12 protein-coding genes are annotated in these 16227 nt (G+C 72.2%); 6 read left to right on the top strand and 6 right to left on the bottom strand.

Features of this window, described 5'->3' with window-relative positions; all coding sequences use genetic code 11:
• Both VM840_09590 and VM840_09585 read right to left on the bottom strand, forming a co-directional pair.
• Nucleotides 1–732: hypothetical protein (locus tag VM840_09590; GenBank protein HVL81830.1), on the bottom strand; the 732-nt coding region annotated here is incomplete at its 3' end.
• Between the two features lie 115 nt (nucleotides 733–847).
• Nucleotides 848–2080 carry a DEAD/DEAH box helicase gene (locus tag VM840_09585; protein HVL81829.1) on the bottom strand — a complete coding sequence of 411 codons (1233 nt, stop codon included), beginning with the start codon at nucleotides 2078–2080 and terminating at the stop codon, nucleotides 848–850.
• Between the two features lie 205 nt (nucleotides 2081–2285).
• Here VM840_09585 and VM840_09580 point away from each other — a divergent pair, with 205 nt between their 5' ends.
• On the top strand, nucleotides 2286–5381 hold the full coding sequence (locus VM840_09580; protein ID HVL81828.1) for an adenylate/guanylate cyclase domain-containing protein: 3096 nt from the start codon (nucleotides 2286–2288) through the stop codon (nucleotides 5379–5381).
• 38 nt (nucleotides 5382–5419) lie between these two features.
• Here VM840_09580 and VM840_09575 read toward each other — a convergent pair whose 3' ends face one another.
• From VM840_09575 to VM840_09565, 3 genes are read right to left on the bottom strand one after another with little or no spacing between them, the layout of a single operon-like run.
• Nucleotides 5420–6247, bottom strand: a complete 828-nt coding sequence (locus tag VM840_09575; GenBank protein ID HVL81827.1) for a class I SAM-dependent methyltransferase — start codon at nucleotides 6245–6247, stop codon at nucleotides 5420–5422.
• Between the two features lie 9 nt (nucleotides 6248–6256).
• Entirely contained in the window at nucleotides 6257–7111 is an 855-nt protein-coding gene (locus VM840_09570; GenBank protein ID HVL81826.1) for a hypothetical protein, read from the bottom strand.
• Nucleotides 7108–9375 carry an MMPL family transporter gene (locus VM840_09565; protein ID HVL81825.1) on the bottom strand — a complete coding sequence of 756 codons (2268 nt, stop codon included), beginning with the start codon at nucleotides 9373–9375 and terminating at the stop codon, nucleotides 7108–7110. The genes VM840_09570 and VM840_09565 overlap by 4 nt, the downstream gene beginning before the upstream one ends.
• 82 nt (nucleotides 9376–9457) lie before the next feature.
• Here VM840_09565 and VM840_09560 point away from each other — a divergent pair, with 82 nt between their 5' ends.
• Genes VM840_09560 through VM840_09550 form a run of 3 tightly spaced genes read left to right on the top strand, consistent with a single transcriptional unit; the run spans nucleotide 9458 to nucleotide 11866 of the window.
• Nucleotides 9458–10159, top strand: a complete 702-nt coding sequence (locus VM840_09560; protein ID HVL81824.1) for a winged helix-turn-helix transcriptional regulator — start codon at nucleotides 9458–9460, stop codon at nucleotides 10157–10159.
• Nucleotides 10160–10201: 42 nt separating this feature from the next.
• Entirely contained in the window at nucleotides 10202–10948 is a 747-nt protein-coding gene (locus tag VM840_09555; protein HVL81823.1) for a hypothetical protein, read from the top strand.
• Between the two features lie 48 nt (nucleotides 10949–10996).
• Nucleotides 10997–11866, top strand: coding sequence for a neutral zinc metallopeptidase (locus tag VM840_09550; protein HVL81822.1), 870 nt, complete (start codon nucleotides 10997–10999; stop codon nucleotides 11864–11866).
• An 8-nt stretch (nucleotides 11867–11874) separates the two neighbouring features.
• On the opposite strand, the gene VM840_09545 is transcribed toward VM840_09550, so the two are convergent.
• The gene (locus VM840_09545; protein ID HVL81821.1) at nucleotides 11875–12549 is read right to left on the bottom strand and encodes a nucleotide disphospho-sugar-binding domain-containing protein; all 675 of its coding nucleotides are present in this window, start codon (nucleotides 12547–12549) and stop codon (nucleotides 11875–11877) included.
• Nucleotides 12550–12793: 244 nt separating this feature from the next.
• On the opposite strand from VM840_09545, the gene VM840_09540 reads away from it, so the two are divergent.
• Together VM840_09540 and VM840_09535 are read left to right on the top strand one after the other, a co-directional pair.
• Entirely contained in the window at nucleotides 12794–14278 is a 1485-nt protein-coding gene (locus tag VM840_09540) for a hypothetical protein (protein ID HVL81820.1), read from the top strand.
• Nucleotides 14279–14946: 668 nt separating this feature from the next.
• On the top strand, nucleotides 14947–16227 hold a 1281-nt coding region (locus VM840_09535; protein HVL81819.1), incomplete at its 3' end, for a SulP family inorganic anion transporter.

Here is a 16227-nt window from a genome sequence, read left to right as displayed (position 1 = left end):
CGACGACCCCGCCGCGCCGGGGGAGTCAGGATTCCCCGTGATGCCGTCCAGGCCCGGCCCCGAGGAGACCCTGGAACCGACGATCCGCAGGCCGCTCGAGTCGACGGCCCTCACTCCGTAGGCCGACCGCGACGCGGGTGTCGCGGATCCGCGGAGGTCGAGCAGCTGGAGCTCGACGTCGTCGGCTCCCTCGACGAGGACGGCCTGTGGCGCCCCTGCGATCACCGGCAGGTGCGCGGCCGAGCGGGACCACCCGTCCGTCGCGTCGTACCCGCCGAAGATCCCGAGACCCTCCGTGGCGGACACGCTCCCCGGGTAGCTGCCGGTGGAGACGTAGACCGCCGTGGCTCCGGATGCGACCGCAGCCACGACCGTGGCCTTCGGTTCGGACATCGTCCCGGGAGCCGTGTCGCTCCCCGAGGTCGCGACGAACGTGGCGTCGGCCGCGCTGCCGTCGATGCCGTCGCAGTCGGTGTCCAGGAAGGCCAGGTCCGGGCGGTCGTCGGCGGCGGGGTTGTAGGCGGGGTCGGTGTCGTCGCAGTCCCCCTGATCGGTGGTGTACCCGTCGCCGTCACCGTCGAGCGGACAGTTCACGCCGAGCTGGGCGAGCGGTCCGAGCAGGGAGCAGACGAGGGATGCCACGCCGTCCGTGGCCGTCGCTCCGGCGGGAACGGACGGTCCTGCGAGAACCAACGCCATGGCGGCGGCGACCGCCCTCATCCCCTTGCGCATCCCCAACCTCCCACCCGCAGCCGGACCCGACCCTGCTCGATTCGGGGTTGGCCCACCGATCCCTACCTCGGGGGGCCGATCGCCGCGGGGCGCGGGTCAGCGCGATCGGCGCGGGTCAGCGCGTCTCGCCGCGGCGCCCGCCTCCCCGGCGGTTCCGCCGGGGGGCGCGGTCCTGTCCGTGGGTACGCGGGCCGGGTCGGGAGGGTCGGGCGACGGCCTTCGGGAGGAATCCAACGAGGGCCGCGTCGGGAGCGTCGACCTGCAGCGGCAGCCTGAGGGCGCGCTGGAGGTCACGGACGGCCTTCGCGTTCTCCGAGCCGACGAGGGAGACGACGGTCCCGTCGGCTCCCGCGCGCCCGGTCCTGCCCGATCGGTGGACGTAGTCCTTGTCCGTGGTCGGCGGGTCGAAGTGGACGACGCACGAGACGTCGTCCACGTGGATACCGCGCGCGGCCACGTCCGTGGCGATCAGCGCCTTGACCCCGCCGGAGGAGAACGCCTCGAGCGCCCGGTCCCGCTGGGGCTGGCTGCGGCTCCCGTGGATCGCCGCCGCCTCGACCCCGGCGCGCGCGAGCTGCTTCGTGACGCGGTCGGCGCCGTGCCGGGTACGGCAGAAGACGACGGCCGAACCATGGTGGTTGATAAGCCGGGCGGTGACGTCCACGCGCTGGTCGCGCTCGACGCGCCAGAAGAGGTGCTCGACCTCACCCTGCTCGTCCTCGGGGGTGGAGACCTCGTGGCGGACCGGGTCGCGCTGGTAGCGCTTCACGATCACGTCGACGTCGCCGTCCAGGGTGGCCGAGAAGAGCAGGGTCTGACGGTCGGCGTTCGTCTGGTCGACCAGCCTCCGGACGGCGGGCAGGAACCCCATGTCCGCCATGCGGTCCGCCTCGTCGATGACGACGATCCTGACGTCGGAGAGGGAGATGTCGCCCTGCTGGATGAGATCCTCGAGCCGGCCCGGACACGCGACGAGGACATCCACCCCGCGCCGAAGGGCGGCCCGCTGGGCGCCGTACCCCACGCCGCCGTAGACGGGGGCGACGCGCAGGGGGCTCCCGAGCGAGGTGATCTCGCGCTGCACCTGGGCGGCGAGCTCGCGCGTCGGCACGAGGACGAGGGCCTTCGGCCGCTTCGGCTTCGCGCGCTGCGTGCGCATCGCGATCGTCAGCGCGAACGCGAGGGTCTTCCCGGAGCCCGTGGGGGCCCGGCCGCAGATGTCGCGGCCGGCGAGCGCATCCGTGAGCGTCGCGGACTGGATGGGGAAGGGCGCCGTGATGCCCCTGGCATCGAGCGAGGCCACGAGGTCGGGGCGTACGCCGAGCGAGGCGAAGTCGTTCCGAGACAAGGTCGTGCTCCGATCTTTGACTGGTGGGAGTTCGGCCCACTTGAACGGGCCTGCAGGCCCCACCGGTCCCTGACCGGCGACCGTCGGCACAGCGCCGACAGGAGATGGCCCAGGCTATCACGCCTTCGGGGATATGCCCCCTCACCTGCGTCGGCGCCCGCACGAGGGCGTACCATCGGCCTGGCACCCGACGACGAGGAAGGCGATGGCCAGGCAGGGACAGGTGCAGGGGGCGGAGCTGCCGACCGGGACGGTCACCTTCCTGCTCACCGATATCGAAGGCTCCACGGCCCTCCTGCAACGGCTGGGCGAGCGCTACCCTCCTCTGCTCTCGGACCACCACCGGATCCTCCTCGACTCGGTCGTGACCCACGGCGGGGTGCGCGTCAAGACGGAGGGGGACGCGATCTTCGCCGTCTTCACCAGCGCCGTGGATGCCGTGCGGTCGGCCGTGGCCGCACAGCGCGCGCTCGCCGACCACCCCTGGCCGGCCGACGCCGCGATACGTGTCCGGATGGGCCTGCACACCGGCGAGGGCCGCCTGTCGGACGACGACTACGTCGGTCTGGACGTCCATCGAGCGGCGCGGATCTCGTCGGCCGGACACGGCGGCCAGATCGTCATCTCCGAGGCGACCCGGACCCTCGCCGAGCAGGGGCTCCCGGACGGCGTCCGCCTGCTGGACCTCGGCGGTCATCGATTGAAGGACCTCTCTTCGCCGGAACGCCTCTTCCAGGTCTGCATCGACGGCCTCCCCCACGCCTTCCCCGCGCTGAAGACCCTGGACGCGCGCCCGAACAACCTCCCCGCCCAGCTGTCCTCCTTCGTGGGTCGCGAGGGCGAGCTGGCTCGCGTCCGGGAGCTCCTCACGGGCGGCTCGCGGCTCGTGACGCTCACCGGGCCCGGGGGCACCGGGAAGACGCGGCTCTCCCTCGAGGTGGCCGGGCAGGTCCTCGACGACTTCCCCGACGGCGTCTTCTTCGTGCCGCTGGCGGCGGTCACGGACGGCGCACTGGTCCCCTCCGCGATAGCCGCCGAGATGGGATTGCGGTCGTCCGACGATCGTCCGCTGGCCGACGTGCTGGTCGAGCACCTGCGCGGGAGGAGGATCCTGCTCGTGCTGGACAACCTCGAGCAGATCCCCGATGCGTCCGACGTCGTGTCGCAGCTCCTCACGGGAGCCCCGGACCTCCGGGTGCTCGTGACCACCCGAGAGGTGCTGCGGGTAGCGGGCGAGCAGGAGTTCCCGGTGCCGCCGCTATCCGTCCCGACTAGGACGGGGGGCCCGGTCACGGCAGACGATATCCGCGATCACGAGGCGGTCCGGCTCTTCGTCGAGCGCGCCCGGCAGTCGCGTCCGGACTACGCGCTGTCCGATCAGGACGCCGAAGCCGTAGCCGACATCTGCGCCCGGCTGGAGGGACTCCCGCTCGCGATCGAGCTGGCCTCCGCCCGCTTGCGTCTGTTCTCCCCCGAGGATCTGCGCGACCGCCTCCGCAGCCAGCTCGACCTACTGCGCGGAGGCGTACGCTCCCTCCCTGCTCGCCAGCAGACCCTGCGGAGCACGATCGCCTGGAGCTACGACCTGCTCGACCCCGACGAACGTGCGGTCTTCTGCGTCACATCGCTCTTCTCACCCGCTCGCGTCGACACCGTGCAGGCCGTCCTGGACCGGCTCGATGGACTGGCCCACGTCGACGCGCTCGATGTGCTCTCGTCGCTCGCGGACAAGAGCCTCCTGCGGGCCGACCCGTCCTCGGACGACCACCGCCTGTCGATGCTCGAGAGCATCCGCGAGTACGCCAGGGAGCGCCTCGAGGAGGAACCCGGTTTCCGCGACGATGCCGCTCGCGCGCATGCCGAGTACTTCCACCGGTTCGCCCAGGCGCGACACGACCAGCTCTTCGGTCGCGACCGTGAGCGTCCCCTCCATGAGCTCGGCTCCGAGCTCGACAACCTCCTCTCCTCGTGGCGGTTCTGGATCGCCCAACGCGAGCTCGGGCGGCTGGACGAGCTGCTCAACGTGCTCTGGGTGCTGCACGAGGCGCGCGGCTGGTACCGGGCTGCCGCCGTCCTGACGGAGGACGTCCTCGAGGTCCTGGCGACGACACCGTCGAGCCCGGAGCGGGAGCGTCAGGAGGTGACCCTGCGCACCAGCCTCGCGCGCGCACTCATGGCCATCCGCGGCGTCGACGAGGGCGTCGAGCAGACGTACGAGAGGGCCATGGAGCTGATCGAGGCGGAGCCGGTCGAGACCCGGTTCCCGGTGCTCCGCAACATCGCGTCCTTCCATGTCTACCGCGCCCAGTTCGAGGAGGCGGTCGAGGTTGGACGGCAGCTGCTCGAGCTCGCGGAGGAGTCGGGGGATCCCGGGCTCGAGGTGGACGCGCTCACCGTCTACGGTGCCAACACGGCGTTCCTCGGCGACGTCGACGCCGGCCTGGCGATCCTGGACCGGGCCATCGCGCTGTTCCTCCGTGAACGCCCGGGGGGCCGCCCGTTCCGCCTCGGCCCGAGCCCGGGGGTGGTCCCGTTCACGACCTCGGCGTTCCTCCTCTGGCTGACCGGCCATCCCGAACGGGCGGTGGACCGGGCCGCCGGGGCCCTGCAGCTCGCGCTCGAGCTGGAGCACCCCTATTCGCTCGCCTACGCGCGGTTCCACGTCGCTCTGCTCGACCTGTGGCGGGGCGCGTTGGAGCCCGCGCTGGAGGGGGCGAACGGCGTGCTCGAGGTCGCGCAGGAGCACGAGTACGACGTGTGGCGCGCCGTCGGCGGCGTGCTGCGGGGGGTCGTCGAGGCCGTCGGGGGGCTCCCCGGAGGCATCCGACGCGTGGACGAGGGGATGGCGCTGTACCAGGACCTGGACACGCCGCCGATCTTCTGGCCCGTCCTGCTGTCCATGCGCGGGGTCGCGCTGGCGGCGTCGGGACAGATCGAGGAGGCGATCGGTCTCGCGCGCGAGGCGCTGGCGATGAGCGAGGGAGACCGGATGACCGAGATCCAGTTCGGGCTCTTCCTCGGCGAGCTCCTGATCGCCGCCGGCGACGCCGAGGAGGCGGACGCCACGCTGCGTCGCGCCGTCGAGATAGCGGGCCCGGCCGGTCTGAGGATGCTGGAGCTCCAGGGATGGACGCGTCTAGCCCAGCTCCACCGAGGCACACCCGCGGGAGACGAGGCGGCGAGCGAGCTCGGGCGCGTTCTGGCGTCGTTCACCGAGGGACACGACACCGCCGAGCTGGTCCAGGCGCGGGAGGCGGTCGAGCAGGTGGCGTCGGGCGGACACGCCTCGCCGCCCGGCTGATCGCGTCGCGTCCTCGTGCTGCGGCGGAGCGGATCGCGCTAGGCGAATCCCGTCGTCAGCAGGGTCCCGCGCGACAGGCGCAGCTCCCCGTCCACCACGCGGGAGCCCAGCGCGGTCGAGATGGCCTCCCGGATCGCCGCGCGTGTCTCCTCGTCGGACGCGCGCATCGTCTCCCCCACCGGTCCGACCGTGGTCGCGAGGCCGGTCAGCTCCCCTATCCCGTCCTCCGGCCAGACGACCTCTCCGTTCGCAGGTGTCACCTCGATCGACGTGTACCCGGCCGCGTCCAGGATCGCTCGGACCCGGTCCGGTTCGGACAGCGCGAACGGACCCGGCTCGTCCGGCGCGGGCGGTTGGGGGAGGGTCCCGGTCACGGAGGACATCGCCAGCACCGGCACCAGGATCCACTCGTTCGCGAAGACCCCCTGCCAGGAGACGATCGCGATCCGTCCTCCTCGGCGGAGCGCACGCCGGATGTTGGTGAACGCCGCTACCGGGTCGTTGAAGAACATGGCACCGAAGAGCGAGAAGCCCGCGTCGAACTCGCCCGACCCGAGGTCGTGGGTCTCGGCGTCACCCACCGTGAACGAGACGTTCGCCAGGGCCCTCTCCCGCCCCCGGGCGACGAGCCCTTCGGCCAGGTCGATCCCGACCGCCCGTCCCGCGGGGCCGACCCTGCGGCCGAGCTCGTTCGTCGCGCGTCCGGCGCCGCAGCCGACGTCGAGCACGGCCTCACCCGGTCGCGGATCGAGGACGTCGACCGCCTGCCGTCCGGGCTCGGCCGTGACCCGCTCGAACGCATCCTCGGCCGCGAGCCAGGCATCGACCCGCTCCTCCCAGTGGCGCGCGGCGTCGTTCGTGGGCATCGGTCCCTCCTAGGCCGGCCGCAGGGTGCGGATCGTCGCCGCGTACGTCGTCCGGACCCGGACGGCGTCCTGCCTGACGTCGCTCCGGACGTCCTCGCGCAGCGTCAGGCTCGATCCGAGGTCGATCCGGTTGACGGCGGACTGCGTCCCCTCGAGCGCGCCGCCCAGCGTCGAGGAGAACTCGACGACGAGCGTCTCCCTGGCCGCTCCGTCCACCCGCACCTGCTCGCTTCCGGTCACTCGCACCTCGGACCGGATCGTCACCCCGTCCCCGGACATCTCGAACGACGTCGACCACCCGGGAGCGGGCTGCGGGACCAGGACCGTCGGCGGCGGCTGCGGGTCGAACGTGTACGTGCGACCGACCCCCGCGAAGTTCGTCCGTAGCCGGTAGGACACGAGCTTCACGCCGTCGGGCGCGTACTCGAGCACCTGCTCGATCACCGCGCCGCTGCCGTCGCCGTCCCTCAGGTCCCTCACGGTCTTCTGCCGGCGGCCCTGGGCGGGCTGGACGGCCAGCGTCGTCACCTCGGCCATCGGCCTCTGCGGACCGTCCGCCACCTGGGTCGTCCCCTGGGTGGTGAACCTGTAGAGGCCGGGAGCGGCCGGGTCGGCTCCCCCTCCTCCCGGCTCGGGCGTGGCGCCGGGACCGGGGGACCGTCCGGCGCGCGGTGCGGCGGTGGCGCCCACCCGTTGCGGAGGCGCCGAGGTCGGCGCCCCCACGGCCTCCCCGTCCTCGGCCGCGGGAGACGGCGAGTGGCCGGGGCGGGACCTCGCCGATAGCGGCTGCTGGGTCGCGTCGGGCCGTCCACCGCACGACGCGAACAACAGGAGCGCCGCCAGCACCACGGATGGACCCCTCACCGGGTCTCGCTCCCGTCCGTCGCTCCGGCCGCGGCCAGCGGCGTAGCCGCCTCCGCCTCCCCGACCGCGTGCTCGGCCGGGCCACCCGTCTCCCGGAAGCCGAAGCGGTCGTGGACACGGCGCAGACCGGCCGGTAGCCACCAGTTCAGGCCGCCGGCGATCCTCATGAAGGCCGGCACCAAGGTGGCCCGGACGACGAACGCGTCGACCAGGATGGCGAGGGCGAGCCCGAGTCCGAACATCTTGATGATCGAGATGCCCGACGACACCTGAGCCAGGAAGACGACGGCGAGGAGCATCGCCGCCGCCGTCACGAGACGGCCGGTCCGTTCGAGTCCCGTCGCGACCGCCAGCTGGTTGTCGCCGGTCCTGTCGTACTCCTCGCGGATCCGTGAGAGCAGGAACACCTCGTAGTCCATCGAGATGCCGAACGCGATCGCGAACATGAGGATCGGGTTGAAGAGGTCGACGGCCTCCCGGGGGGTGAAGCCGAGGAGCCCGGAGAGGTGCCCGTCCTGGAAGACCCAGACCATCGCGCCGAACGTCGCGGTGAGGCTCAGCAGGTTGAGCACGACGGCCTTGACCGGGACGAGGAGGCTCCCGAAGGCCAGGAACAGCACGAGCATGGTCGCGGCCGCGATGATGGCCAGCGCGATCGGGAGCCGGTCGAAGAGGGTCCGCTTGGCGTCCACGAACGCGGCCGCCTGGCCCGCGACCTCCACCCCGTCCGACGAGGGAGACGGGGTGCTCCGGATGTCCTGGACGAGCTGTTCCCCACGGGGCGAGAAGGGCTGCACGGACGGCGCGGCCACGACGCGCAGGTAGAGGTCGTGCCCTCGGACGAACCCGGACCCGAACGCCGGGTCCGAGAAGATGCGGGCCCCCTGGGTGTACGACCCGGTCCAGGTGTCCACGCGGGCCACGCCCGGCACCGACGAGAGCGACGTGGCGTAGGCGTCCACCTCTCCGGGTGGAGGGGGCGTCCCACCGCGCAGGAGCACGAATACCGGGAACGCCTCGCCGCCGCTGAAGTTGCGGGTGAAGTCGTCCACGACCTCACGCGCGGGGGCACCGGGAGGGAGGACGCGCGGATCGGGCATCCCGAGCTCCATGCGAAGGAACGGCAGCCCCAGGAGGACGAGGAGGGCGGTCGCCACGGTCGCCACCGGCAGCGGACGCCGCATGACCGTCATCGCCAGCCTGTGCCAGCCCCCGCGCCCGGGGACGGGTGCCCGGACGGGGCGGACCGACCACCTGTCGATCCTGCTCCCGAGCACGGTGAGGAGGGCAGGCAGCGTGAGCACGCTCGCCGCGCCGGCGATCGTGACGATCGCGATGCCGGCGATCCCGAAGGACCGCAGGAACGGGAGCGGGAACACGAGGAGCGCGACCAGCGACGCGGCGACCGTGATCGCGCTGTAGACCACCGTGCGGCCGGCCGTCTCGAGCGTCCGTCGGACGGCAGCCGGCGGTGGATGGCCCAGCGCGAGCTCTTCGCGGTACCTCGTCACGATGAAGAGGCTGTAGTCGATCCCGAGCCCCAGGCTCATCGCCATCGTCATGTTCAGCGCGAACACGGAGATCTCGGTGAAGGCCGTCACGACGCGGAGGACGAGGAGCGTCCCCACCATGGCTAGGGCCCCCACCGCGAGGGGGAGGGCGGCGGCGACGGCGCTGCGGAACACGAAGAGCAGGAGCAGTCCCGTGACCGGGACGACCACCATCTCGGCCCGCCGCAGGTCGCGTTCGATCTGCCGGCTCACCTCGCGGTAGACCGCGCCGTAGCCGGACGCCCGGACATCGAGCGGGCCGGTGCTCCCTTCGTACCGGGGGATCAGGGCCTCGAGCCGGCGCGTGATCTCGTCGCGGCTGCCTTCGAGCCGCGCCAGCACCAGGGCCTTGTCTCCCCGCTCCCCCCTCAGCGGGGCCAGACCCGTGCTCCAGTACGAGTAGGCCTCCTCGACCCCCGCCTCGCCGGCCAGCTGCGCCGTGAGCGCGTGTCCCGCCTCGGACACGACGCGATCGTCCACGCCGCGCCCGTCCCGCACCGAGACCAGCAGGACGAGATCGACCTCTCCCGTCCCGAAGCGGTCCTCCAGGTGCCTGATGGCCCGTCCCGATGGGGAGCCCTCGACCTCGAACCCGCCCGACGACAGACGGTCGATCACGCCTGCTCCCAGGGCACCCGAGACGAGCAGCGCCACCGAGCTCATCGCCAGCACCATCCGGGGACGCCCCAGGATCACCGCACTCAGCCGCCGCATCGGACCTCCCTCCCTTTACTCAATTATCGGGAGTTCTAACAGAAGTTCCTGTAGTTAGCAATCCTGAAGTAGGATCGGGGAGATGAAGACGTACGGCCAGTTCTGCCCGCTGGCTCGGGCGCTCGACCGGGTAGGCGACCGGTGGACGCCGCTGATCGTCCGCGACCTGGCGGCCGGTCCGAAGCGCTACACCGACCTGCTGCGCGGGCTCCCCGGGATCGGGACCACCCTGCTCGCGGACCGGCTCCGCCGTCTCGAGGAGGAGGGTGTGGTGGAGCGGCGTGAGCTCCCGGCTCCCGCGGCCTCCACCGTCTACGAGCTGACCCAGGCCGGGCGGGAGCTCTCCTCCGCCTTGGTCCCGCTGGCCTCCTGGGGCCTGCGGTACCTCGGCGTCAACGCGACCGAGGAGCTGAGGCCGGAGTGGATCATCATGCTGTGGCAGCAGCACATCGAACGGGAGAACGCGAGGGGGGTCCACGACCTGTACGAGTTCGTCGTGGACGGACAGCCCTTCCACGTCGCGATAGACGACGGTGAGCTGACCGGAGGGGTGTCGCCGGCCCCTCGTGCACCCGATGTCCGCGTCACCACCGACTGGCAGACGTTCCTCGAGGTGGGGCTCGGGCGACTGGACCCCCTCGACCCGGCGGCGGCCACACGCGGGGCCGTCGAGGGCGACGATGCGGCCGTCGCTCGCTTCTTCGAGCTGCTCGTCGCCCCCTGGCGGGGGCGTGAGTGGTTCGATCCGCCCGCGCGCGTCGCGGACGGGCCCGGCTCCCGCTGAAGCGTGCGAGCGCTCCCGCCGCGCCCATAGGCTTCCATCCGGATGGAACACCTGACGATCGAACGACGGTTCCGCGGACCACCGGATTCAGCCAACGGCGGGTACGCGTGCGGGTCCACCGCGCTACCTCTGGACGGTCGTGCGGCGACCGTCACGCTGCGCCGGCCGCCCCCGCTGGGCAGACCACTCGCCGTCTCCTTCGACGGGGGCCGGGTGCAGGTCCGGGACGGCGACGAGCTCATCGCGGAGGCGCAGCCGGCGGAGCTCGACCTGCCGTGTCCGCCGCCGCCCTCCTACGAAGACGCCGTCGCGGCGGCCGAGAGCTTCGACACCGAGACCTACACGACCGGGCACGTGTTCCCGGAGTGCTTCACGTGCGGTCCGGCCCGCGACCCCGGGGACGGACTGCGTCTGTTCCCCGGATGGGTGCCCGGCGGGGGGTCGGTGGTCTGGCCGTGGGTGCCGTCCGCTTCGGTCTGCGGACCCACGGGCGAGGTGCCGAGCCAGGTCGTGTGGGCAGCCCTCGACTGCCCGAGCGGGATGGCCTGGCTGCACAGCAACGAGGTGGGCCCGGCGGTCCTCGGCCGGATGACGGCTGACGTCGTGCGGCTCCCGCGCCAGGCGGAGCGTCTCGTCGTCGGGGGGTGGCGGGTGGGAGCGGAGGGACGCAAGCTCGTTGCGGGCTCGGCCATATGGACCGCGGACGGGGAGGTGCTCGCCCGCAACCTCGCCACCTGGATCAGGCTCACCGACGAGCAGCGGGTCTCGTTCCGCACCACCGGCCGCTGAGCGACCCTGCCGGGTGTGGGCCGCTCCCGCCCCGGGGATACGGCCTGCATGCGCTTCCGTAGAGGGGCCCGACTCGACACGTCCCAGGTCAGCGACCGCCGGGGCCGAGGGGGCGCGGCGGCCGTCGGAGGAGGCGGGGTCGTGGCTCTCATGTTCCTCGTCTTCCAGCTGCTCGCGGGGGGCGACCCCTCCACCGTGGGGGGCGACCCGTTCCAGGACCTGGTCGCGCCGGGAGCCGAGAGCGGCGCCGGTGAGCTGACGTCGGCCTGCCAGACCGGTGAGGACGCGAACCAGCGGGAGGACTGCCGGATCGTGGGGGTCGTGAACAGCGTCCAGGAGTACTGGACGGCCGCCCTCCCCGGCTACCGGCGGGCCCGGACCGTCCTGTTCAACGGGTCCACCCAGTCCGGGTGCGGGGGCGCGTCGTCCGCGATGGGACCGCACTACTGTCCGGCCGACACCACCATCTACCTGGATCTCGGGTTCTTCGACGTCCTCGAGCAGAGGTTCGGCGCGGAGGGCGGTCCGTTCGCGCAGGCGTACGTGATGGCGCACGAGTACGGCCACCACGTCCAGAACCTGATCGGGACGCTGGAGCGCGCCCACCGCGGCGACCGGGACGGACCGGCGAGCGACGCCGTCCGGGTCGAGCTCCAGGCGGACTGCCTGGCCGGGCTGTGGGCGAACGGCGCGACCGAGACCGGACAGATCGAGACGATCACCGAGGAGGACGTTCGACTCGGTCTGGACGCGGCCGCCGCGGTCGGCGACGACCGGATCCAGGAGCACTCGACCGGACGGGTAGACCCGGAGTCGTGGACGCACGGCTCGAGCGCGCAGCGGCAGGGGTGGTTCCTGACCGGCTATCGCGGCGGCGGCATGCGAGCGTGCGACACGTTCGCGGCCCGCCGCCTGTAGGCGGCCGGTCAGCTCGCGCGCCCGAACGCCTCCAGCATCGCGACCGACTCCTCCACCGGCACCTGCGACTCGATCTCGGCTCGCACACGCCCGGCAGCCTCGCGGAAGCGAGCATCCCCCAGGACGCGCATCAGCGCCTCCGGGAGGCCGTGGACGATATCGAGCCCCCCCACGAGCTGGAGCCCGGCTCCCACGGCCTCGACGCGTTCGGCGTTGAACCACTGGTCGGCGAACAGCGGCATCACGACCATCGGCAACCCGGATGCCAGGCCGGACAGAACGGTGCCGAACCCGCCGTGGCAGACCATCGCGGCCGCCCGGCCGATGACGTCGGACTGCGGCCACCAACGCTCGACATGAACGTTGGGAGGCACCGGATCGAGCGCCTCCGGGTCGCCCGCCTCCCCCAGGGTCACGAGGGCCCGCACGGGCAGATCGGCCAGGCGCGCTATGACCGCTCGGTAGAGGTCGGGGAACAGGCCGATGGTAGCCGTCACGCTCCCGAACGTGACGTAGACGAGCGGGAGCGACGGGTCCGACCACCAAGCGGGCAACGCTTCGGTCGCGACGACACCTTCGCGGAAACGTGTCACACCGGCCGACCGCGTCGCCGCGTGGTCGAGAGAGGCGGGAGCGGTCGTGAACACGGCCTGCTCCCTCACGGACGCGACGCCGTCTGGCACCCCGAGCTCCCGCAACGGGTCGTCGAGATGGGCAGGAACCGCTCGACGAACGACGCCGCCGCCGACGCGGGGTGACCCGCGGCACTCGGTCGAAGGCCGCGCCCTCCCCGATGCGGCTCCCGCCCCTCTTGGCCGGCCCGACGAACGAGGGCCGACGAGATGGGCGAACGGGACAGGAGGACCGCCGCCCCTCCCGTCGAAGACCACGGGGAAGCTCAGGACGAGGGGACCCAGGGAGGGGAACATGATCCATCGCAGGTGGCTGGCCGCGCTCGTCGTGGTCGCGGTCACGGCCGGACCGCTGCTCACGGCACCCGCTTCGGCGGCGCCGCTCGACACGTGGCCGATCACGCACGGGATCGACTGCGTCAACGACGTGTACAACCCGATCCGTCCGGACGGGACGAGGGCCCCCGACGGCGACCCGGTACCGGGGACGCCCGAGTGGAACAAGCGCTCCGCCGACAACATCGCCTGCACGAAGCAGCGCGACAGCGACAAGCGCTACCAGCCGTGGGACCGTCAGAACGCGACGCGCTACGGGGAGGACTGGTACCGCCAGCCGGTCCGGTTCGACCAGCGCCGGTTCCGGTGGGACTACATGCCCGCCTACTCGATCCCGGGCGTGCCCGCGGCCGAGATCTACCGTCCTTGCGCCCCTCAGACGTGCCTCAACATCGAGCCCGGGCTCGAGAGGATCGCTCCGCCCTACCCGGTCGTGGTGATCTTCCACGGGTTCATCGCGCAGAAGACCCATCACCGCTTCAACGCGCAGGCGTTCGCGGAGGCCGGGTACATGGCCATCACCGTGAACGGCATCCACCCGGTGAGCGGCGCCCCCAACGTGCAGGACTCGGCCAACGGGGGCGAGGTGCTCGACTGGCTCGCCTCCCCCGCCTCGGGTGTGTTCGGACGCGAGGCCGACCTGAGCCGGGTCGTCTTCGCCGGCCATTCCCAGGGCTCGGGCGCCGCGCTCTCCTACCAGGACGACCCCCGGGTGCACGCGATCATCGCGTGGGACGGGGGTGACTCCATCCGCGACGACAACCACGACAAGCCGATCATGTACCAGCGGACGGACGGTGCTTTCTCGGCTCCGCAGACCACCACCGCGCGAACCGACTACCCCGAGACGCGCAACCGTGGACTGCAGACCTACCTGACCCACAAGGAGCGCGGCCTCGACGTCATGCACCTCACCCTGCGTGACACGAGCCACGTGGACTGGAACGGGTACGGCGTAGGCCTGGCCGGGAACCGCTTGGCCGAGCTGGTGATCAACTACTACAGCCTGGCCTGGCTGGACCGGCACGCGAAGGGCAAGCTCGTCTTCGACGGCGAGGGAGCCGTGGTCCCCAGCGCCGGCCGCACCGAGGCCCAGGAGCGGGCGTACCGACAGTCGGTGGCCAACGACGCCTTCCAGCGGCTGACCGCCAAGAGGTTCGACAACTCGGCCGACCGCCACAACATAAGCATGGGGTTCTTCGACCCGGTCCAGCTCGCGACCTCGGGAGACCCGCTGTACGGAGGCAACGTCCCGTACCGGGTCGAGGGGCTGTGGACGACCGACCGGCTGTCGTGGTTCTTCCGGTCCTACTGCTCCGTGTCCGTGCCCGATTACGTGAACGGCTCCGACGGACGGCCGCACTCGGCCGTGGCCGCGCGTGCGGACAGCGGCGCCGAAGGGGACATGCGGATCAACGGGTGCCCGGAGGTGCCCGTCAGCTAGCCCACGCCTATCGCAACGGAGCGCCCTCCCGGATGGCCCCCCGCCGGGAGGGCGCTCCGCTTTGATGCGCCCACCGCGCCTGGTCCATCGTGTGTGGGAGCGACGCAGCTCGAGGGCGGGAGGCAGCGTGTCCGAGGACCAGGACGCACGCGACCCGGGGCGCCCCCCGGGGACCCGGCGCCCGAGCGTGGTGAGCATCCTGACGGCGGGCACGGTCGTCGCTCTCGTCGAGGTGGTGATCGCCGCTTCCTTCGCCGCCCTGATCTTCTCCGGGCCCCTGCGCGAGCACCTGTCCGTCGGCACCGGGGCGCTGCTCGCCGGGGGGGCCGTGTACCTGGCGCTCATCGCCCTCAGGTCGTCGGTCCCCGGGACGGTGGGATCCGTCCAGGACGCGACGGGCGCGATAGTCGCGGTGGCCGTCGCCGGGGCGGTCGCCGGGGTGCGCGCCCCCGACGTCCTCCCGACCGCCCTCGCGATGGTCGTGACGTCGTCCTTCGCCGTGGCGATCGGTTACTTCGCGCTGGGTGCCCTGAGGCTCGGCAACCTCGTCCGGTTCGTCCCGCACCCGGTGATCGGCGGCTTCCTGGCCGGGACCGGCTGGCTCCTGGCGACCGGATCGGTGCAGGTGATGGCGGGTCCGGGCACGGTGCGGCGGCTCCTCGAAGCCGATATGGCCGTCCGGTGGGCGCCCGGGCTCGTCCTGGCGGTCGTGCTCTTCGCCGTCCTCCGGCGCGACCCGCACCCGGTCGCGCTCCCCGGGCTGCTCGTCGGGGCGGCCGTCGCCGTTCACGTCTGGCTCATCGTCTCGGGCACGACGGCGGCGGAAGCGAGACGGCTCGGCCTGCTCCTCGGGACGGGGGGCGGGATCACCCTGGGACCCGAGGATCCTCTGGACGGCCGCCGATGGCGACTGGGGGCAGGTCGCCGGGCAGTGGCCCAACCTCGTCGCGCTCGTCGTGGTCGCGGTGCTCGGGCTGCTCCTCAACGCGAGTGGGATCGAGCTCATCGCCCACCGAGACGCCGATCTGAACCGCGAGCTGCGCGCGGCCGGGGCCGCCGACGCCATCGCCGGGCTGATGGGGGGAGCCCCCGGGTACCACGCCCTCAGCCTCACGGCGCTCGCCGGCCGGATGGGAGCCCCGGTGGCCGCGACCGGGGCAGTGGCTGCGGCGGGCTGCGCGGCCGTCCTGGCCTTGGGGTCCCGCGCGATGACCTTCGTACCTACCGCGGTCCTCGGCGGGCTCCTGTTCTTCCTCGGGATCTCGCTCCTGCACGAGTGGCTGTACGAGGCTTGGTGGAGGCTCCCGCGCAGCGACTACGTGGTCGTCGCACTGATCGTGGGAGCCGTGGCCACGCAGGGGTTCCTGGTCGGGTTCGGGCTCGGCCTGGCCCTGACCCTCGTCCTGTTCGTCGTGAACTACAGCCGGACGGACCCGATCAAGCACCAGATGGACGGCACCGTCTACCGCAGCCGGGTGGAGCGGTCCGAAGGGGAGCGGGACGTGCTGCGCGACCACGGCTCGTCGATCCTCGTCCTCGAGATGCAGGGGTTCGTCTTCTTCGGCACGGCCACGTCTCTGCTGGACCGGGTCTACGAGCGGGCGAAGGACCGCGCCCGGCCCCTGCGGTCCGTGGTCATCGACCTCAGGAGGGTCACCGGCGTCGACTCCTCCTCCGTCCAGACGTTCCTGAAGCTGCGCCGGATGGCCGAGACGGACTCGGTCAGGATCGTCCTGACGGGGCTCGGGTCCACGGTGCGAAGGCAGCTCGAGCGCGGCGGGATGGACGCGGGAGGGTGCGTCCTCTACCTCCCCGACGTGGACCGCGCCCTCGAGCTGTGCGAGGACGACATACTCCGCTCCCACGTGCCGGACGGCGGGACCGACGCCGTCCCCGACCCGCTGCGCTCGCTGCTGGACGGGTTGGACCCGGAGCTCGTGCTGCGGTAC

It is taken from the genome of Actinomycetota bacterium (assembly GCA_035540895.1).
Lineage (GTDB): Bacteria > Actinomycetota > JAICYB01 > JAICYB01 > JAICYB01 > DATLFR01.
Note: the sequence above shows the minus strand (reverse complement) of the source record. Positions and strands in the feature narration are given on the sequence as shown.